Below are 18,408 nucleotides of genomic sequence, written 5' to 3' on the forward strand. Positions count from 1 at the left end.
TATCAGGTTCGGCGCAACGACCTCGCTGGTTTATCCCGCCGACGTCACGCTTGCAGCCTGCGCGGGGTGACGCGATGTCACCAGGCCGATAAAGGAAATCGCCAGCGCCAGGCCAATGGTCGTGCTCACTTCGGTACGGTGATCAGGGGAGGCCATCATCACCGCCAGCGCCGCGCAGATGAACAGGATCACCAACCAGGTGAGCCAGGGAAACAGCCACATGCGAAAGGTCAGCTCGACGTTCTGCCGACGCAACATCCGGCGCATGCGCAGCTGCGACACTGCAATGGCCAGGTACACCACCAGGGCAATCGCGCCGGAACTGGCCAGCAGGAACTCGAACAACCCGGCGGGCATGAAGTAGCTCCACACGGTGATCGCCGCGCCCAACACGGTGCTGGCGATGACGGCTGCCCGCGGCACGCCTTCGGAGGAGGTCGCCTTCAGCGCCTTCGGCGCATCACCGCGACGGCCCAGCGAGTACAGCATGCGCGAGGCAATGTAGATCGAGGAGTTCATGCAACTGGCCACGGCGATCAGCACCACCACGTCCACCATGAACTTGGCGTGGGGAATGTTCATGATTTCCAGGGCCCGCTGGTAGGAGCCTACCGAAGCCAACAGCGGGTCATTCCAGGGCACCACGGAGATGACCACGAAAATCGACAGCAGGTAAAACACCCCGATGCGCCAGATCACCGAACGGGTGGCCTTGGCAATGTTCTGCGAGGGGTTGTCGGATTCGGCGGCGGCGATGGTGACCGCTTCGGTACCGATGAAACTGAACATGATGGTGATGAAGGCGCCGACTACCGCCGACAGCCCGTTTGGAGCAAACCCGCCGTGCGCGGCCATCAGGCCGCTCAATCCGCTGACTTCCCGATCGGGAACCCAGCCCATCAACACGGCAAAACCTACGCCGATGAAACCGATGATCGCCACGACCTTGGCCATGGCGAACCAGAACTCGAATTCGCCGTACTTGGACACGCTGAACAGGTTGGTCACCACCAGTGCAATGATCGACACCAGGGCGAACAGCCAGGCATCGATCTGGGGAAACCACTGGTTCAATACATGACCGGCGGCCAGCGCTTCGATAGGGATCACCAGCACCCAGAACCACCAGTAGAGCCAACCGACGGTGAAGCCGGCCCAACGGCCGATGGCCTGGTCGGCATAGGTGGAGAAAGAGCCGGTGTCCGGGTTGGCCACTGCCATTTCACCGAGCATGCGCATGACCAGGACGACGAGCAGGCCAGAGAATAGATAGGCCAGCAGGACCGCCGGGCCGGCCGCCGCAATGGCGTGTCCTGAGCCAACGAATAAACCGGCGCCGATAATACCGGCGATTGACAGCATTGTTACGTGACGAGGCTTGAAGCCCTGCGCCAATTGGCCACTCGAATCCTTGGAGCTCGGGCTAATCATTGGTTTTTTTTCTCTGCCGATCGACATTTAAGCGGATGGTTAGGGCAACAGATCATCGTTGCTGCCTTCCGGGCTTCCGGAAAGAAGCACCCTTCAAACGCTGCAGTTCTTATCAAGCCCATCATCGTGACGTGGTCGTTTCGATGAAAAGGTGCGCCACCTTACCCGGCCTGTCCGATGATTCAGTTATCTGATCACGCCACATCCGTGTCTGATATCGACACGGGAAGTCATTGTGTTCACGATGAAAACCAACGAGTCACTACGCGGCCAAGGGTGATCATCCCGGTTCATTGAGGGGGCTTTTAATAAGGTCGGGGGACTCGGTGCGGCTGGACGGAGATGCGCCACGATTATCAGGTTGCGACCGCAAGGCAGGGACGACAAATAGAGGGGACGCTTTGTGTCTAATGGCTCGATAGTGTCCACAGCGCCCGAAAATTTTGCCGAGAGGAGACATCCATCAATCCAGAGCTGCCCTTCGCGAAAGGCAGCTAGCGGTCAGAATCGGTCTCCTCTGCGCCTCATAAACTCGACGTTCAGGCGCGCTTGGGGAGCTTCCAGTTCGGGCGGATGAAGTGGCATGTGTAGCCATTCGGTATGCGTTCGAGGTAATCCTGGTGCTCTGGTTCCGCTTCCCAAAAAGGCCCGGCCGGTTCTATTTCGGTGACTACTCGGCCAGGCCATAGGTGTGAAGCATCGACATCGGCAGCAGTGTCCTCGGCAATGTCGCGTTGCTGTTCATTGAGGTAATAGATCGCCGAACGATAGCTGGGGCCCTGGTCATTACCCTGACGGTTGGGCGTGCTGGGGTCGTGTATCTGGAAGAAGAACTCAAGGATCTGCCGGTAGCTGATCACGGCAGGGTCGAAGACGATCTCGATGGCTTCGGCGTGGTTGCCATGGTTGCGATAGGTGGCATTCGGCACATCGCCGCCGGTATAACCGACCCGCGTGTGCAGCACACCAGGATAGCGCCGCAGCAGATCCTGCATGCCCCAGAAGCAGCCGCCGGCGAGAATGGCAGTTTCGGTTTGTCTGGTCATGGTCTGTCCTTCCTCTCGGGGACGTTGTGTATAGCCACTGTTATGAGGGCGTGTTGGCCAATTCCAAGGTTTCGCGCAAACAGGACTGGAATGACCGCTCCTGGCGGCTTGAAGACATTCGGGTATGGGCAAAGCGTGGCACAGTTTGCGGAGATATTTCGACGTCGCAGCGTCGCCGCGGCAAGGAATTCTATTGAGTTGGCATGGCTGGCGAACAGCCGTTGCGAGAGAAATAAATCTCATTCGCCATTTATCTGGCGCTAGTCTGACGCTCGTCTGAAAAACGTCGGATAAATGACGTTTTGCGTTGAGCTTTTACCCTCCTGACCTAGGCTCAAGCCATGTGGGGAGGAGGTACAGTCCATGCGCAGATTATTGATTGGCTCGTCGATTCTGGCCTGTCTGGTGGTACTGGGCGGCTGGTTGAGTCGACCACAGCCGTTGCCGGTCAGGCTGCTGGAGGTTGAGCGCGGGCCGGTGGAGACGCTGGTGGCCAACACCCGCGCGGGTACGCTGAAGTCCTGTCGGCGCTCGCATCTGTCCTTCAATGTCGGCGGCCAGGTTGCCGAGTTGCTGATCGCCGAGGGCCAGCGGGTCGAGGCGGGTCAGGTGCTCATGCGCTTGCGGCAGGTCGAGCAGCAGGCCCGGTTGCAGGAGGCCGAGGCGCGACTGGAGGCCCAACGCAACGCCCGCGAACAGCGCTGTCAGCAGGCTCATCTGGACCGACGCGACCTCGATCGCCTGGGCCAACTGGCCGACCGCAAGCTGGTTGCCGCCGATCGCCTCGATCAGGCCGAGACCAAGGCTAACCTGGCGAAGCTGATGTGCAATGCCAGTGCCGTGCTGATCCGCGAGGCCGACGCCAGCCTGCAGTTGCAGCGTTCACTGCTGGAGCAGACGACCCTGCGTGCGCCATTCGCCGGCATAGTCGCAGAAATCAACGGCGAACTCGGCGAGTTCGTCACCCCTTCGCCGCCGGGTATTCCCACGCCGCCGGCAGTCGACCTGATCGACGACAGCTGCCTGTATGTCGAGGCACCGATCGATGAGGTGGACGCTGCCCGGGTTCGCCCCGGAACCGCGGTGCGGATCACCCTGGATGCCTTCCGTGGCCAGCAATTCGCCGGCCGCGTCAGCCGCATCGCACCCTATGTGCGTGAACTGGAGAAACAGGCGCGCACCGTCGATGTCGAGGTGCGCTTCGACCAGCCGCCGGCCGATCTGGTCCTGCTCACCGGCTACAGCGCCGATGTCGAGATCCTCCTGGAGCAGCGCGAACGTGCTTTGCGCATCCCCACCGAGACCCTGCTGGAGGGGCAGCGCGTGCTGCGCTATGACCCGAGCGCCCGGGTGTTGCGCGAGGTGGAGGTGCAAACCGGGCTGAGCAACTGGCGCTGGACCGAAGTGCTCGCAGGGCTGGACGAGGACGCGCGCATAGTCGCCAGCCTCGAGCAGGAAGGGCTCAAGGACACCGTGTCGGTGATCCCGGTGGATGCGGCGGAGACTCAGCAATGATCCGCCTGCGCGGCGGCAGCCGCACCTTCCAGTTGGGCGAGCAGCAGGTGATGGGGCTGGACGGCCTGGATCTGGACATCGCCGCCGGTGATTACATGGCGGTGATGGGCCCGTCGGGCTCGGGCAAGTCGACCCTGCTGAACATCCTCGGTTTGCTCGATGCGCCGAGCGCCGGCGAATACTGGCTGCAGGGCGAGGCCACGGCGACGCTGAGCGAGGCGCGGCGCGCCCAATTGCGCAGCCAACTGATAGGTTTCGTGTTCCAGTCCTACCACCTGATCGCACGGCTGACGGTGCTGGAAAACATCGAACTGCCGATGGTCCTCGCCGGCATCGGCGCGGCGCAACGGCGCAAGCGCAGCAGCCAATTGGTGGCGCGCCTGGGGCTGGGCGATCGCATTGCCCACCGCCCGGGCGAGCTGTCCGGTGGTCAGCGTCAGCGCGTTGCCATCGCCCGGGCGATGGTCATGCAACCGGCTCTGTTGTTGGCCGACGAGCCCACCGGCAATCTCGATAGCCAGGCCGGCGCCGAAGTCTTCACCCTGCTGGAGGAGCTCAACGAGGAGGGGCTGACCCTGATAGTGGTGACTCACGATGCCAGCCTGGGCGCCCGCGCGCAGCGCCAGTTGCACATGCGTGACGGGCGGATCCACAGTGCCGCGTCGCAGCAGGCGCTGGCCTGATGCGCGCCGCCGATGCCCTGGCCTTCTGGCTCGGCGCCTTGCGCGGGCATCGCTCGCGCAGTCTGATGCTGCTGCTGGCCATCGCTATCGGGGTGGTGGCGGTCAATCTGCTCACCGGTCTCGGCGCGGGCGCGCGGGCCTTCGTCCTGAACGAGTTCTCGCTGCTCGGGCGCGACATCCTGATCGTTTTCCCGGGCCGCAAGGAAACCACGGGGCGCATGCCGCCGCTCACCGGCCTGACGCCGCACGAGTTGACCTTGCAGGACGTCCAGGCCATCACCCGGTTGCCGGGCATCCGCCGGGTCGCGCCGATGCAGGCCGGGCAGATGGAGGTGATAGTCGGTAATCGCAATCGTGAGGTGCTGACCCTGGGCACCACCCGGGACTTCTTCGCGATTCGCCAACTGACGGTCGTCCAGGGCCAGCCCCTGCCCGAGCTGGACCCTGAGCAGACCGAGGCCGTCTGCGTGATCGGCGGCAAACTCCGGCGCGAGCTATTCGGTGCGGGCCCGGCCCTGGGTGAATGGTTGCGCGCCGGCGACCGGCGCTTTCGGGTGGTCGGTATCCTCAGTGAGCGGGGCGAATCCCTGGGGATGGATTTCGCCGAAATGTTGATCATCCCGGTGGCCAATGCCCAGGCCTTGTTCAATCGCGAGGGGTTGTTGCGAGTGTTTGTCGAGGTGCGTGGACCGAGCTTTCTCGAGCGCAGCAAGCGGCAGATACTCGCCGCGCTCAAGGAGCGTCACGAGGGTGAGGAAGACATCACCCTGATCAGCCAGGACAGCCTGCTCAGTGCCTTCGACGAGATACTCACGGTGCTGACCCTGGCGGTGGCCGGGATTGCCGCGATCAGCCTGCTGGTGGCAGGCATTCTGATCATGAACGTGACCTGGATTGCGGTGAGCCAGCGCAGCGCCGAGATCGGCCTGCTCAAAGCCATCGGTGTGACGGCGGCGCAGTTGCGTCTGCTGTTCCTCGGCGAGGCGGCGCTGCTCGCCCTGGCGGGGGCGCTGGCGGGGCTGCTGCTGGCCGAAACCTTGCTCTGGCTGGGGCGCCTGGCGTTCGATCTGCCGCTCTATGCACCCTGGTGGGCGCGGGCCAGCGCGGTGCTGCTGGCACTCTGCACGGCGCTGCTGTTTGCCTGGCTGCCGGCCGCGCGGGCCTCAGCGCTGGAACCGGTGGCGGCGCTACGCCCGCCGGGAGCGCACTGATGCGCTGGCAAGATGGCTTCCGGCTGACCAGCTCGGCGCTGACCTGTCGCCCCTTGCGCAGCCTGCTGACCCTGCTCGGGGTCGCGATCGGGATAGCTGCCGTGGCGCTGCTCACGGCCATAGGCGAAGGCGTGCGCGGCTATGTGCTGGAGAACTTCTCGCAGTTTGGTACGCGGATCATCACTGTGCGCCCGGGCAAGACCCAGACCAGCGGCCTCGGCGGTCTGCTCGGCAGCGTACGGCCACTGACCCTCAGTGATACCGACGCCCTGCGGCGCTTGCCGCATGTCGAGGCGGCGGTGCCGATCATTCCGGGCAGCGGGGATGTCCAGTTCGGTCAACTGAGCCGGCGCAGCGACATTCTCGGTGGCGGCCATCAGCTGGCGCAGGCCTGGCGCATGCAACTGAGCCTGGGCGAGTTCCTGCCCGTGGCCCGTGACGGTCGTTCGCCGCCCTATGTGGTGCTCGGCCATCAGCTGCGTGTCGAGCTGTTCGGTGCACGCAATCCGCTGGGCGAGCTGATCCGCGTCGGCGGCGTGCGTTTCCGGGTGATCGGCGTGATGGCGCAGAAGGGCCAGTTGCTCGGCTTCAACCTCGACGATATCGCCTACATCCCGGTGGATTGGGCCGAAAGCCTGTTCAACCGCACCGGGGTGGTCAAAGTCCATGTGGTGTTCGGCGCCGGCACCACTTCGCGGGCGTTGAGCGGGCAGATTCGCCAGGTGCTCGGCGAACGGCACGGCGAGGAGGACTTCAGCCTGAGCACCCAGGACGACATGCTGCGCGGCTTCAACCGCGTTCTCGGCACCCTGAGCCTGGCCATCGGTGCCTTGGGGGGCATTTCCCTGTTGGTCGGCGCCGTCGGCATTCTCACCATCATGACCACCACTGTGGGCGAGCGCACGGCGGAAATCGGCCTGTTGCGGGCGATTGGTGCCAGTCCGCGGCAAGTGCTCGGGCTGTTTCTCGCCGAAGCGACGCTGCTGTCCCTGACCGGTGGTCTGCTGGGTCTGCTGTTGATGGGCCTGCTGCTCGGGCTACTGCACCTGGCCATGCCGAGCCTGCCCCTGGCGCTGCAGCCAATGTTTCTGCTGCTGGCACTGCTGCTGGCGGCAGTGCTCGGCATTCTCGCCGGCCTGGCGCCGGCACTGCGGGCGGCCCGCCTGCATCCGGTGGCGGCTCTGCGCAGTGAATAGCAGCCAGGCCAATGAGCCTGAGGGGCTGGCTGTGCGCTGGGTGACGAAAACGAAAACGCCGGCGCTGGGCTGGTGATTTTAATGGGGGGGGCGGCGGCAAAAACCGAGTGCAAAACTCCGGCAACAAGTCCTCGGAATTCAGAGTGTCCATAGAGGATACATTCCTACGGGTTTACGTTGATCAATGTTTCGAGTGATCGCTTAGGGTCGGTTGAGGCCTGTAACGAAGGGCTGCAACCGACCATTGCAGACGTTCGCTAACGACTGCAAATGGCCCAGGCTGTGTAAAAACGCAGGTGCCATTTTGAAGTCTGCGTTGCTACGTGAAATCAGCCGGTGTTGCGGTCAGTCGGAAGACCTGAAATTGGCGTGGGAACGCGTTATTTGACACGACTCAGCCCGCTATTACTGGTCGAAAACGTTTTTACACAGTGTCGGCCGATAGCTGCCCCTCCTGAAGGTCTGCAATCGAGTGTGGATTCAATCGGTCGATGCAAAAGATCGCCTGGATTCTTCAGCGGTACTTCCCTGTCATTTCCGTCTTCTACCCCTTTGGGGGTACTTATTCTGCGTGATAGGAACTTTTTTCACGATACGCATACTTGTTGGGCCTTTGACAAAGTCATCCGCTTCCTGGCCAGGACGCTATTTACCTGAAGGTCTGACAATGAAACTTGAACTCGTACAGTTGGCGGGTCGCGATGGCGATGTCGCTTACAACCTGGAACGCATCCTGCGAGCGATTGCCGAAAGCGCACCTGGCACCGATATCGTAATTTTCCCCGAGTCGTATATCACCGGCTTTCTAAGCCACGAGAATATTGCCCGGTTCGCCGAGCCCGTTTCCGGGTCCAGCGTCCAGGCGATCTGCGCTGTCGCCCGGGAGCGAGATATCGCGGTGGTTGTGGGTTTGATCGAACGCGATGGCGAGAGCTTCTACAACACCACGTTATTCATAACCCCGGAAGGCGTGGCGCTCAGTTATCGAAAGACTCACTTGTGGGTTGGCGAACCCGCCCTCGTACTGCCAGGCGACCGTTTTTCGACAGTGCAATGGCGCGGCGTGTGTATCGGGCTGTTGATCTGCTATGACATCGAATTTCCGGAAAGTGCGTGCGCATTGGCGGCACTCGGCGCTGAGCTGATTCTAATCACTGATGGCAACATGGAGCCTTACGGCCACGTGCACCATACCGCCGTTGCCGCCAGAGCCCAGGAAAATCAGGTCTTCGCCGCCATGGTTAACCGGGTCGGCGAGGGCGCAGGTGAAATCTTCGCAGGGGGCAGTACGGTGGTCGACCCGTTCGGCCAGCGACTGTTTGAAGCCGGATCGCAGGAGTGTCGACATGTCGTGGAATTGGACATGACGCGGATCATCCCGGCACGCGCACTCTATGACTATCGCACGGAGAAACGCTTGCAATTACACGGCGCTCTCAATGTACAGCCGGATGGTCGCCGCGAGTTATTGATTCCCTGAGCGGCGAATGCTGTTTCGATTTCAAATAAGAACAATTTTGCAGCGGATCCCCGATCGAAGGCCGATTCGCCAGGAGCACCCCATGAAATCTATGCGTTTGCTGCACGTTAGCCTGTTTACCTTCTTCGGGCTGGGCATGGGCGCCAGTTGGGCGCAGGCCCCAAGTGTGAACTTTTACAACTGGTATGACTTCATTGCCCCCGAAGCGCCAAAGGAATTCGAGAAGGAAACCGGTACACCCATGGTGCTTGATACCTTTGACAGCTCTGAAGTGATGCAGAGCAAGTTGATGGTTGGACGGAGCGGATACGACGTAGTGGTGGTGACGAGCAGTGCGCTGCCCAACCTGATCAAGGCGGGCGTACTCAAGGAACTGGATGGCGGCCAATTGAACAACCGGTCGAACCTTGATCCCGAGATTCTCGCCAAGGTTGCGCAGAACGATCCCGGTAATCGCTATGCGATCCCCTACATGTGGGGCACTACGGGCATCGGCTATGACGTGGATCAGGTGGCCAAGGTACTGGGTGCGGCTGCCCCGGTGGATTCCTGGGATCTGATCTTCAAGGAAGAAAACATCGCCAAGCTCAGCCAATGCGGTGTTGCGATGCTCGATTCCCCAAGCGAGATCATTCCGATCGCCTTGCATTATCTCGGCTTGCCACCCGACAGCAAGAACCCAGATGACTATGCAAAAGCCGAAGCGCTACTGCTCAAAATCCGTCCCTACATCACCTACTTTGATTCGTCACGGTTCATCACTGACCTGGCCAACGGCAATATTTGCGCCGTGGTGGCCTGGTCGGGTGGGGTATATGACGCGAAGGTCAACGCCGAACGGGCCAATAACGGTCGCCAACTGGCCTACCGCATTCCGCGCGAAGGCTCGTCGGTATGGGTGGAAACTCTGGTGTTGCTCAAGGACGCTCCCCATCCGGAGCAAGGCATGAATTTCATCAACTACATGATGCGTCCCGAGATCATCGCTAAAAGCTCCAATTACTTGGGTTATCCCAACGGCAACAAGAGCGCCATGCTCTATGTCGATGAGGGGCTGAGAAACAATCCTGACGTCTATCCTCCGGCAGCAACCCTGGCCACGCTGTTCCCCGACCAGCCTCTCCCTCTCAAAATTGAGCGCATTCGTACCCGGGTCTGGAGCAAGGTTAAAAGCGGAACCTGAATCCCGTTGATCGCCTTCTCGCTGCTTGCTTCAGGGCAAGCCGCAGGGAAGTTTGATTGAGAGGTTAATGCACAAAGACAGTGTCCGCTTTTGGCCGATTCTGTTGAAAAAGTCGGTCTACCCAAACTGCCTGATCATTTACTCGTGAAAACGCCTTTTTCGCACGCTGCTACGTGAAATCCGAGTCCGGAAGCCTCTGCCAAAAGTAAAGATTTCAATCTCGGACGCGTACTTTTCGGATGCGCAAACCATGGTCGACTTTTTCAACACAATCGGCCAAAAGCAGACGTTTACAAGCAGTTGGTATTTGCCCAGAGCTGCATGGCGCCAAAGGCAAGAATTGTCTCTATGCAATTGAAAATCAGATAGAGTTTCGACGGTTGACGGGACAGCATCAGCGGGAGTTACTCTGTCCCGCTCACCCATCAAGCATTAATGAGTGACGCGAGAAAAAAGAAATAGACCTAGGTCACCACGGCTCAAACTGCTGAATTGGAAGCCCGCCAGACATGGCGTGGCCAGAAGCGACGCTCTAATAACGGTGAGTTCCGTAATTGGTCCAGCACGCTCAGCCGATAGGGGCGCTTTGGTCGATAGCATCGGTGCGCTCCACTACTCGAATACCTTTTTCCGCGAGCGCTTGCCGCACTGTCACTTGGTAGGTATCTATCGCACCGCGTAGCCAGGTCTCAAATTTTTGGCTGGCCGGTGAGTTCGGTCTTGCCTTGGGTTTGAACAGACTGTAGCTCTGCGCGCTGACTAGGCCCAGTGGGTAGGGGACGATCAGCTCGCCTGTTTGGATGGCGGGCAGTGCAAGGAAGCTGTCGCCGATGGTCAGACCGCCACTTGATGCGGCAACCGATAGGCACAGGGTGGTTTCATTGAACACTGTCTGCTGGCGACGCGGGCCGCCAGGCACCAGCCCGGTCAGGGTACACCACTCGTCCCAGACATCGTAATTGGCATCGATCAGGTAAGGCGCTTCGCAAGGCTTGTGGCCCTCACCTAAATAGGTTTCTGCAAAGCCGCGGGTGCAGACCAGAACGTCGATCCAGCGGCACAGCTCAGTTTCTTCCAGTCCTGCGCCAGCCCTGGCTCCGTGCATACCATAGAAAATTCGGAAGTCGAAATCCTCATCGAGGCGGAAGCTAAAGTTGTTTTCGGCGGTGATTTCTACGGATATCCCGGGATTGGCAACCAAGAACTTCCCAACCTGGCCGGCCAGCCAGCTTGACGCAAAGTCACGGCATACCAACACCCGTAGATGCTCTCCCCGTCGTGCCCGGCGGCTGATGGTATCGGTGGTTAGCTTGATCAACTCGAAGGCCTGTTGCAGGGCAGCAAACAACTCGCGGCCCGCCGAAGTCAGGCGGATCACATTGCCCGTACGCTGGAGCAGGGGGCAGCCCATGTCGCTTTCCAACTGCGTAACCTGTTTTGACACTGCTGGACGCGTTACATGCAGCTCCTCCGCAGCGGACGAAATGCTATTGAGTCGGGCAACGGCCTCGAAGGCGCGAAGCGCGGTTAGCGACTGGTGTTTTCTCAAGAAGGCGCTCCGTAACCTCAAGTGACTCAGGCTGAAATCTTGTCACTTGCCCGTATATGAGCCTGACTTTAGCTTGGACGTCAATCCCAACACGCAATTCCGAGGTTTCATAATGCTCCTACCAATCCGTTTTTCTTCGACCGGCCCAAGTGACTGGCAGCAATTGCCGAACGAGGCTCTTGAACATTCCGAACTGATCGAAGGCCGGCCGATGGGCCTGGATCATGCCTACTTCTGCCGTAGCGAACCACCAGTGAAGTCGGGTATCTGGCGCTGCGAACCCTACACCGAGCGTTACGAGAATTATCCGGCTGATGAGTTCATGGTGGTACTGGAGGGCGAGGTCACTCTCGAAGCAGACGGTTTCTGCGAAACCTATACCCAAGGTGATTCCTTTCTGGTGCCCAAGGGGTTTCGTGGCGTGTGGCGTCAGCCAGTTCCGATGTTGAAGTTTTATGTGATTGTCGGTTAGCCAGCTGAAGAGTTGGGTGCGAGTCATAACAATCAATCGCAAAGCCCAATCTGAGCAATCGCTCCTTTAAACCAACCCGGACCCTGAACCTGGCGCAGACATTGCCGAGCGGGGTGAATGGGTCTGCCTCCAGCATTACGTCTGTGGGAATCATTACCATGTCGACTCTTAAGCAAACATCGTTATCCAGCCCGCAAGACGAAGGGCGCTATGACTACATCATCGTCGGTGCCGGCGCAGCCGGTTGCGTTATGGCCAATCGCCTTGGTGAAGACCCGGACTTGCGGATATTGGTGATCGAGGCGGGTGGCAGCGATGCCTCGCTCTTCGTGTCGATGCCGGCCGCACTGTCGATCCCGATGAACACCAAACGCTTCAACTGGGGTATGAAGACCGAGCCGGAGCCTGGCCTGGATGGGCGGCAAGTGAACCTGCCCCGTGGCAAAGGGCTGGGTGGCTCATCGTCGATCAACGGCATGTGTTGGGTTCGCGGAAACCCCATGGATTATGAGCTATGGGAGGCGCTGGGTGCCGATGGCTGGCGCTGGTCCAACGTGCTCCCTTACTTCCAGCGTCTGGAAAACGTCGAGGGCGGAGGCTCTCTGCGCGGGGTCAATGGGCCGATGCACATCAAGCGGGGGCCGGAAACCAATCCACTCTATCGGGCCTTCGTCAAAGCCGGGAACGAGGCCGGCTACGCTTTAAGTGACAACATGAACAATCGGCAGCACGAAGGCTTCGGACCGATGGAAATGAACGTTTGCGACGGGCGCCGCATGAGCGCTGCCCGGGCCTATCTGCGGCCTGCCATCGCCCGGGGGAACGTACGTGTAATCAAGGGCGGCCTAGTTGACCGGGTGATGTTCGATGGCCGACGAGCAACCGGTGTTTTGTTTTCGGTAGCGGGCAAGCCTGCCCGAGCCATGGCCACGCGGGAAGTCATCCTGTCAGCTGGGGCCATCATGTCTCCGGTGATCCTCAAGCGCTCGGGCGTGGGACCTGCGAGGGAGCTCGCGCAGCAGGGTATTGCGGTGATCCATGACTCACCCGAAGTGGGCGAAAACCTGATGGATCATATGGAGCTCTACCTCCAGATGGAGTGCACCCAGCCGGTTAGCCTGTTTCCCACCCAGAGCCTTCTGGGCAAGGCCAAGATCGGTATCGAGTGGCTCGCTACCCGGCGCGGGCCTGGTGCGACCAACCACTTCGAGAGCGGCGGTCATATTCGCAGCCGGGCGGGCATCGTTTATCCCGACATCCAGTTTCACTTCCTGCCGCTGGCCATCTCCTATGACGGGCAGACACTCGCCGCCGGGCATGGCTTCCAGGTGCATGTCGGCACAAAGCGTTCGAAGAGCCGCGGTTGGGTCAGGCTGCGTGACGCCCGTCCGGAAAGTTTGCCGCGAGTACGCTTCAACTACATGACCCATAGCGATGATTGGACGGAGTTCAGGGCCTGCGTGCGCCTAACGCGGGAGATCTTTGCCCAGCCGGCCTTCGCCCCTTATCGGGGCCGAGAACTGGCCCCGGGCGCGGCAGTGCAGGACGATGCGGCCATAGATGCCTTTCTCAAGCAGAAGTTGGAAAGCGCCTACCATCCCTGCGGCACTTGTCGTATGGGCAGCGACGAAGCTGCGGTGACATTCCCCGACGGTCGGGTGCGCGGCGTGGAGGCGCTGCGGGTGGTAGATGCCTCGCTGATGCCCGCCGCCACAGCTGGCGACTTGCAGGCACCAACACTGATGCTGGCCGAACGGCTGTCCGATTTGATTCGTGGCCGTCACCTGCCGGAGGCGCAGGGCGCCGAGTTACTGGCAGATCCGCAATGGGCCACCCGGCAACGCGGCCCCAATATCACCCGAGACTATTCCAGCGAGCGAAATCGGCTAGCGGCCGCGTTATTGGAAAATGCCAAGGGACAACAGCTGCCGATGGTGGCGGGTTGAGTCACAGCGTTACCGGGCAACGAAGCTTCGCATAATCGAGCTTTCGTTCTGCTTTCAGCTGTACAGGTAATAAAAGTTACTGCGATTGACCAGCAATTGGAGGGTGCCCCAGAAAGCTTGATGAATGAAGCCTCAGTGATTCAGCCCCGATCAATCTCAATTAGGAAAACAAGAAAATGGGAACGACATCAAACGGGAAAACAGCCACGGTGACGCCTGTCATTCAGCAGGGCCGACTCGATGGTGCGGAACGGCGCTCTGTAGATTTCGTACCGGTGTCGGAGCGCCATGGCACGGTGCGACATCTCGGTGCGGTCTGGTTAGTTGCCAACATCAACCTGACCGCAATGGCTACCGGCGTTACCACACTGGCGCTTGGCGGTTCACTGTTCTGGACTCTGGTTGCCACCGTGTTCGGTTCACTGTTCGGAACCCTTTTCATGGCTCTGCATTCTTCGCAGGGGCCTCACCTGGGTCTACCGCAGTTAGTTCAGTCCAGAGCACAGTTCGGATTTTTAGGGGCCGCAATTACGGTGTGGGTCTTCGCCTTTGTGAACTACTTCAACTACAACGTCGCCGACGCGATACTTGCAGGATCGAGTCTGCATTTCCTCCTCGGGATTCCAACTTCCTGGGGGTTCCCAATCGCAGTATTGATCGCCGGTACCTTGGCGCTGTATGGCTACCGGTGGATCCATCGGGTTAACCGATTCCTGGTCGCACCGCTGGCCTTGACGGTCGTGATACTCACCTTTGCTGCAGTGGCGCGGGGCGGGATTCCTTCGGGGGCTTTCACTCCGGGGCCCATTCAATGGCATTCGTTCGCGACCACCTTCGTAATCGTCGCAGGTTTCCAGCTTGGTTGGGCGCCATACGTATCGGACTACTCCCGCTACCTCCCACCCACCGTTTCCACTCGATCGTCGTTCCTGTGGACCTATCTGCCTTCAGCGATATCGGCGCTATGGGTGATCGGCCTTGGCTCCTTGCTCGCGGCAGCGACCCCCGGCGTCTCCGTCATCATGGCGATCGCGCAAGGTGGCGACGCCCTGATGGCAGGAGGTGGTCGAATAGCCGTCGCATTGTTGTTCATCGGTCTTCTGGTGGTGATGGCGCTCAACGCTTACGGAGGCAGCTTGACCCTGATCTCGATCGTTGACTGTTTCCGTCGGGTCCGGCCATCGTTGTTTTTGAGGGGCATCACAATCGTCGCGATGACCCTGTCCGTAGGCGTTGTCGCGGCAATGGTCGGGGAGGAACAATTCAATGTTTTCTACGGCAACGTATTGGTATTTCTGGCCTATCTGTTCACACCATGGACTGCAATAAACCTGGTGGACTTTTATATCGTTCGCAAGGGGTGTTATTCGATCCGCGAACTCTTCAATCCGGCCGGTATTTACGGCCGATGGGGATGGCAAGGAAACGTCGCCTATATCGGAGCACTGGTGACGATGGTGCCGTTTTTTGTCACCGAGCCTTTCACTGGATGGATAGCTCACCGGATGGGTGATATCGACATCTCGATGTTTGTAGGTCTTGTAGTCGCAAGCCTCCTCTATTTGCTCACATCTCGGACTCTTGATTTGAGCTACGAGCGAAGCCTGGTGGAAAAAGAAGGAATAGCTGGCGAGCTATGAAGGCAGCCCGATGTTTCGGGCAAAGAACTTATCCCTATCGACACGAAAAAGTAGAGTTAGAACCATGACGACAACCGGCTGGATTTGGGACGAAAGATTTATGACTCATGACACGCGGGCTTGGAGCCTACCGTGGCAGGAACCCATCGACCATCCTGAGAAGGGCGATACCAAGCGACGCTTTGCAAGCCTCGTCAAGCGAAGCGGCCTCGATCAATACCTTGTTCCGTTACCCTTCACTCCGGCCTCTGAAGCCGATCTGTTGCGGGTACACACTCCGGAGTATGTCGATCGAATCCTGAACCCGACCGGTCCTGTCTGGAGCGATGCAGGCGACGGTGAAACGCCCGTCGGACCAGGATCGGCAGACATTGCCAGACTTGCAGCAGGCGCTGTCATCTCGGCGTTCAATGCAGTTGTATCGGGTACTGTGACGAACGCCTACGCGCTCATTCGACCGCCAGGACATCATGCGATTGCCAATCAGGGTATGGGCTATTGCATATTCCACAACACCGCGGTCGGAATCCGCCATCTGCAGCAAACAGGAGCGGTGAAACGAGTCGCGGTCATCGACTGGGATGTTCATCATGGTAACGGGACCGAGACCCTTTTTTATGACGATCCGTCGGTGCTGACGATCTCTCTTCACCAGGACGACCTTTACCCCATCGGACGCGGAAAGGTACAAGACATCGGAACGGGTCCCGGACTAGGTGCTAACCTGAATATTCCACTACCCGCAGGGTCGGGCCGAGGGGCCTACCTGGGCGCGTTCGAGCGTATCGTAATGCCTGCGGTCCGCCGTTTTCAACCGGATCTCATCGTGATTGCGAGCGGATTTGACTCCGCTGCGATGGACCCCTTTGGACGCCAACTCTTGTACTCCGGGGCATATCGCGAGCTGACGACTCAGGTGATGAATCTGGCTGAAGAAGTGTGCAAATCGCGGGTCGTCGCTGTGCATGAGGGGGGCTACGATCCGCTGATGGGACCATTCTGCGGTCTTGCCGTGGTTGAAACACTTGCAGGGCGGCGAACCGCAGTCGAGGACCCATGGATGAACACAGTCGCGAATCTTCCGGAACAAGCTTTGTTGCCGCACCATGACGCAGCGATACGAGCGTGTGAACAACTTCTCACGGGAGTACCTGATGGATCCAAGAGCGCGCGATAACGGGGAATTTCAATAGCCTTCCACCGAAGGGGGCGAGCCATTTGGCGATGAGGCGCCAGTGCTGACAAGCGCTGCGCCTCGACAAGACTCAGCCCACTGTCTGCAACCAATTAAGTAAATCCATTTCCAAGCTGCCTGGCTGAGGGGGGTTGGGAGATAACAGGCAATAGCGTGAGCCGTCTTCAATAAATCCTAATGGCGCGGCTAAAACGCCGCTCTGGATATCGTCATGCACTAAGTGCCATGGGCCAATGGCCACCCCCAGGCCCGCGACAGCCGCCTGGATGCTGAAATAAAAGTGCTCAAAAGATTGCATCTCCATGGCAGGAGCGAGCAGTCCTTTTGCAGTAGCCCACTCCTGCCAAGCTGTAGGTCGGCTATTAGTCTGAAGCAGCGGGGCCGAGGAATGCAGGCATTTCCTGCTTTTGCCAAACCATTGATCTACCTTTTCCGGCCGGCATACAGGGCCGATCTTCTCAGGGAATAGGGTCTCAGCATGATAGTCGGAGGGGCGAGGAAAATCGTCCCGCCGAATGGCCAAGTCGATGCCATGGTCGAATGAAAAGATGCCGCCGCCGGCCACTAAATGAATGTCTAGCCCCCGATGTTGTGTTTGGAAGTCGTTCCAGCGAGGAATCAACCATCGCATTAAAAGCGTTGGCTCGCAGGACAGGACAAGCTGGCGGGTACGACGGGCGTCGGTGCGTATCTCGCGAACTGCCTGGTTCATCAATCCAAGCCCTTCACTAACTGCTTTCGCCAGGCGTTTGCCGGCGTCAGTTAAAAAAACCCTTCGGTTACGCCGCTCGAACAGGTCAACGCCCAGATCCTCTTCAAGCAAGCGCACTGCTCGACTTATGGCTCCTGGTGTCAGGTGCAGTTCGTCAGCCGCGCGTGCGAAGTTTTCGAACCGTCCGGCGGATTCGAAGCAACGCAACGCGAGCAGAGAAGGCAGGCGAGCCTCGGTGATTAGTGATTTGAAGTCACTATATTCATCAGAAACCATCGTTATTACCAAAGAGCAGGATCTGTAAAAATCGCTTTCTACTACCAATAATTGAAGGGTGTCGCATGAGCGAATGGATAGCAGTAATCACCATTACAATACTCGCATGCATCAGTCCTGGGCCAGATTTCGCCATGGTTTCTCGCAACGGATTGCTGCTGTCTCGACGGGCGGGCGTCCTCACAGCTGTAGGAATTGGTATGGGGGTGCTTGTCCACGTCTGCTATACGCTGCTCGGACTAGGGTTAGTGCTTCAACAAACGCCTTGGTTGTTCAATGCGCTGAAGCTGGCTGGAGCTGCGTATCTCGTCTATCTAGGCATCCAAATGCTTCGTTCCAAGCCGGCTATCGAACAGCTAGACGCACCGCCACCCGCCATGTCCGACCTGGCAGCTCTGCGGACGGGATTTCTCACGAACGCGTTGAATCCGAAAACATCGATCTTCATCGTCAGTCTGTTCATGGGGGTAATACAACCGGACACCGCCCTGACAATGCAAATTGCATATGGGCTGTTTATCGCTGGGGCGCACGCAATGTGGTTCAGCCTCGTCGCGCTTTGCTTCTCAGCGGGAATGGTGCGCGAGAAACTGGTGGCTGCACGACAATGGATTGACCGGGTTTTTGGCGGCCTACTCGTGAGCTTCGGGATATTACTGACTATTGCTCAGCGTTCAGTCTGAGTTGAATTAGCCCTTGCGCAGGGCCTTTCAAGCACGCCGCATGTTCGAGTTGTTTCTCGACCTGACTCTTTTGTGTATGAGTCTTTAATTGGGCAGTTTGAATGACTGCTCCTGGCCGATTCTGTTGAAAAAGTCGGTCTACCCAAACTGCCTGATCATTTACTCGTGAAAACGCCTTTTTCGCACGCTG

At 59.1% G+C, this 18,408-nt stretch carries 15 protein-coding genes; 11 read left to right on the forward strand and 4 right to left on the reverse strand.

Features of this window, described 5'->3' with window-relative positions; all coding sequences use genetic code 11:
• Positions 1 to 30 precede the first annotated feature (30 nt).
• Positions 31 to 1,431 (reverse strand): GABA permease, encoded by a 1,401-nt coding sequence (gabP, locus tag AC3WN7_RS22355; protein ID WP_095967185.1) that lies wholly within the window; start codon positions 1,429 to 1,431, stop codon positions 31 to 33.
• Between the two features lie 539 nt (positions 1,432 to 1,970).
• Positions 1,971 to 2,477: a peptide-methionine (S)-S-oxide reductase MsrA gene (gene msrA / locus AC3WN7_RS22360; protein WP_007973026.1), complete on the reverse strand. Its 507-nt coding sequence runs from the start codon at positions 2,475 to 2,477 to the stop codon at positions 1,971 to 1,973.
• Positions 2,478 to 2,840: 363 nt separating this feature from the next.
• Here msrA and AC3WN7_RS22365 point away from each other — a divergent pair, with 363 nt between their 5' ends.
• The 6 genes from AC3WN7_RS22365 (at position 2,841) to AC3WN7_RS22390 (ending at position 9,745) form a co-directional block, all read left to right on the forward strand.
• Positions 2,841 to 3,992, forward strand: coding sequence for an efflux RND transporter periplasmic adaptor subunit (locus AC3WN7_RS22365; protein WP_095967184.1), 1,152 nt, complete (start codon positions 2,841 to 2,843; stop codon positions 3,990 to 3,992).
• On the forward strand, positions 3,989 to 4,675 hold the full coding sequence (locus AC3WN7_RS22370; RefSeq protein WP_095967183.1) for an ABC transporter ATP-binding protein: 687 nt from the start codon (positions 3,989 to 3,991) through the stop codon (positions 4,673 to 4,675). Before AC3WN7_RS22365 ends, AC3WN7_RS22370 begins: the two co-directional genes overlap by 4 nt.
• Entirely contained in the window at positions 4,675 to 5,886 is a 1,212-nt protein-coding gene (locus AC3WN7_RS22375) for an ABC transporter permease (RefSeq protein WP_102674941.1), read from the forward strand. Before AC3WN7_RS22370 ends, AC3WN7_RS22375 begins: the two co-directional genes overlap by 1 nt.
• Positions 5,886 to 7,082, forward strand: coding sequence for an ABC transporter permease (locus tag AC3WN7_RS22380; RefSeq protein ID WP_102674942.1), 1,197 nt, complete (start codon positions 5,886 to 5,888; stop codon positions 7,080 to 7,082). Before AC3WN7_RS22375 ends, AC3WN7_RS22380 begins: the two co-directional genes overlap by 1 nt.
• A 667-nt stretch (positions 7,083 to 7,749) precedes the next feature.
• A complete protein-coding gene (locus AC3WN7_RS22385; RefSeq protein WP_102674943.1) occupies positions 7,750 to 8,562 on the forward strand; it encodes a carbon-nitrogen hydrolase family protein in 813 nt (270 codons plus the stop codon).
• Between the two features lie 82 nt (positions 8,563 to 8,644).
• Positions 8,645 to 9,745: a polyamine ABC transporter substrate-binding protein gene (locus tag AC3WN7_RS22390; RefSeq protein ID WP_095967179.1), complete on the forward strand. Its 1,101-nt coding sequence runs from the start codon at positions 8,645 to 8,647 to the stop codon at positions 9,743 to 9,745.
• A 568-nt stretch (positions 9,746 to 10,313) separates the two neighbouring features.
• On the opposite strand, the gene AC3WN7_RS22395 is transcribed toward AC3WN7_RS22390, so the two are convergent.
• Positions 10,314 to 11,294, reverse strand: coding sequence for a LysR family transcriptional regulator (locus AC3WN7_RS22395; protein ID WP_102674944.1), 981 nt, complete (start codon positions 11,292 to 11,294; stop codon positions 10,314 to 10,316).
• Positions 11,295 to 11,406: 112 nt separating this feature from the next.
• On the opposite strand from AC3WN7_RS22395, the gene AC3WN7_RS22400 reads away from it, so the two are divergent.
• The 4 genes from AC3WN7_RS22400 (at position 11,407) to AC3WN7_RS22415 (ending at position 16,529) form a co-directional block, all read left to right on the forward strand.
• Positions 11,407 to 11,766 carry a cupin domain-containing protein gene (locus AC3WN7_RS22400; RefSeq protein ID WP_102674945.1) on the forward strand — a complete coding sequence of 120 codons (360 nt, stop codon included), beginning with the start codon at positions 11,407 to 11,409 and terminating at the stop codon, positions 11,764 to 11,766.
• Positions 11,767 to 11,924: 158 nt separating this feature from the next.
• Positions 11,925 to 13,712: a choline dehydrogenase gene (locus AC3WN7_RS22405; RefSeq protein ID WP_015094758.1), complete on the forward strand. Its 1,788-nt coding sequence runs from the start codon at positions 11,925 to 11,927 to the stop codon at positions 13,710 to 13,712.
• A 176-nt stretch (positions 13,713 to 13,888) separates the two neighbouring features.
• A complete protein-coding gene (locus tag AC3WN7_RS22410) occupies positions 13,889 to 15,352 on the forward strand; it encodes a purine-cytosine permease family protein (RefSeq protein WP_008060375.1) in 1,464 nt (487 codons plus the stop codon).
• Between the two features lie 64 nt (positions 15,353 to 15,416).
• The gene (locus tag AC3WN7_RS22415) at positions 15,417 to 16,529 is read left to right on the forward strand and encodes a class II histone deacetylase (RefSeq protein ID WP_008060378.1); all 1,113 of its coding nucleotides are present in this window, start codon (positions 15,417 to 15,419) and stop codon (positions 16,527 to 16,529) included.
• Positions 16,530 to 16,617: 88 nt separating this feature from the next.
• Here AC3WN7_RS22415 and AC3WN7_RS22420 read toward each other — a convergent pair whose 3' ends face one another.
• A complete protein-coding gene (locus tag AC3WN7_RS22420; RefSeq protein ID WP_102674946.1) occupies positions 16,618 to 17,535 on the reverse strand; it encodes a LysR family transcriptional regulator in 918 nt (305 codons plus the stop codon).
• Between the two features lie 65 nt (positions 17,536 to 17,600).
• Between AC3WN7_RS22420 and AC3WN7_RS22425 the strand changes: the two genes are divergently transcribed.
• Positions 17,601 to 18,218 carry a LysE family translocator gene (locus tag AC3WN7_RS22425; RefSeq protein ID WP_102674947.1) on the forward strand — a complete coding sequence of 206 codons (618 nt, stop codon included), beginning with the start codon at positions 17,601 to 17,603 and terminating at the stop codon, positions 18,216 to 18,218.
• Positions 18,219 to 18,408: the final 190 nt, after the last annotated feature.

The sequence above is a fragment of the Pseudomonas sp. FW305-70 genome, assembly GCF_058783925.1.

Bases quoted from the DNA above. Each gene is read 5' to 3' on its own strand.
- gabP (WP_095967185.1), bottom strand. From the start codon at position 1,431: ATGATTAGCCCGAGCTCCAAGGATTCGAGTGGCCAATTGGCGCAGGGC.
- msrA (WP_007973026.1), bottom strand. From the start codon at position 2,477: ATGACCAGACAAACCGAAACTGCCATTCTCGCCGGCGGCTGCTTCTGG.
- AC3WN7_RS22365 (WP_095967184.1), top strand. From the start codon at position 2,841: ATGCGCAGATTATTGATTGGCTCGTCGATTCTGGCCTGTCTGGTGGTA.
- AC3WN7_RS22370 (WP_095967183.1), top strand. From the start codon at position 3,989: ATGATCCGCCTGCGCGGCGGCAGCCGCACCTTCCAGTTGGGCGAGCAG.
- AC3WN7_RS22375 (WP_102674941.1), top strand. From the start codon at position 4,675: ATGCGCGCCGCCGATGCCCTGGCCTTCTGGCTCGGCGCCTTGCGCGGG.
- AC3WN7_RS22380 (WP_102674942.1), top strand. From the start codon at position 5,886: ATGCGCTGGCAAGATGGCTTCCGGCTGACCAGCTCGGCGCTGACCTGT.
- AC3WN7_RS22385 (WP_102674943.1), top strand. From the start codon at position 7,750: ATGAAACTTGAACTCGTACAGTTGGCGGGTCGCGATGGCGATGTCGCT.
- AC3WN7_RS22390 (WP_095967179.1), top strand. From the start codon at position 8,645: ATGAAATCTATGCGTTTGCTGCACGTTAGCCTGTTTACCTTCTTCGGG.
- AC3WN7_RS22400 (WP_102674945.1), top strand. From the start codon at position 11,407: ATGCTCCTACCAATCCGTTTTTCTTCGACCGGCCCAAGTGACTGGCAG.
- AC3WN7_RS22405 (WP_015094758.1), top strand. From the start codon at position 11,925: ATGTCGACTCTTAAGCAAACATCGTTATCCAGCCCGCAAGACGAAGGG.
- AC3WN7_RS22410 (WP_008060375.1), top strand. From the start codon at position 13,889: ATGGGAACGACATCAAACGGGAAAACAGCCACGGTGACGCCTGTCATT.
- AC3WN7_RS22415 (WP_008060378.1), top strand. From the start codon at position 15,417: ATGACGACAACCGGCTGGATTTGGGACGAAAGATTTATGACTCATGAC.
- AC3WN7_RS22420 (WP_102674946.1), bottom strand. From the start codon at position 17,535: ATGGTTTCTGATGAATATAGTGACTTCAAATCACTAATCACCGAGGCT.
- AC3WN7_RS22425 (WP_102674947.1), top strand. From the start codon at position 17,601: ATGAGCGAATGGATAGCAGTAATCACCATTACAATACTCGCATGCATC.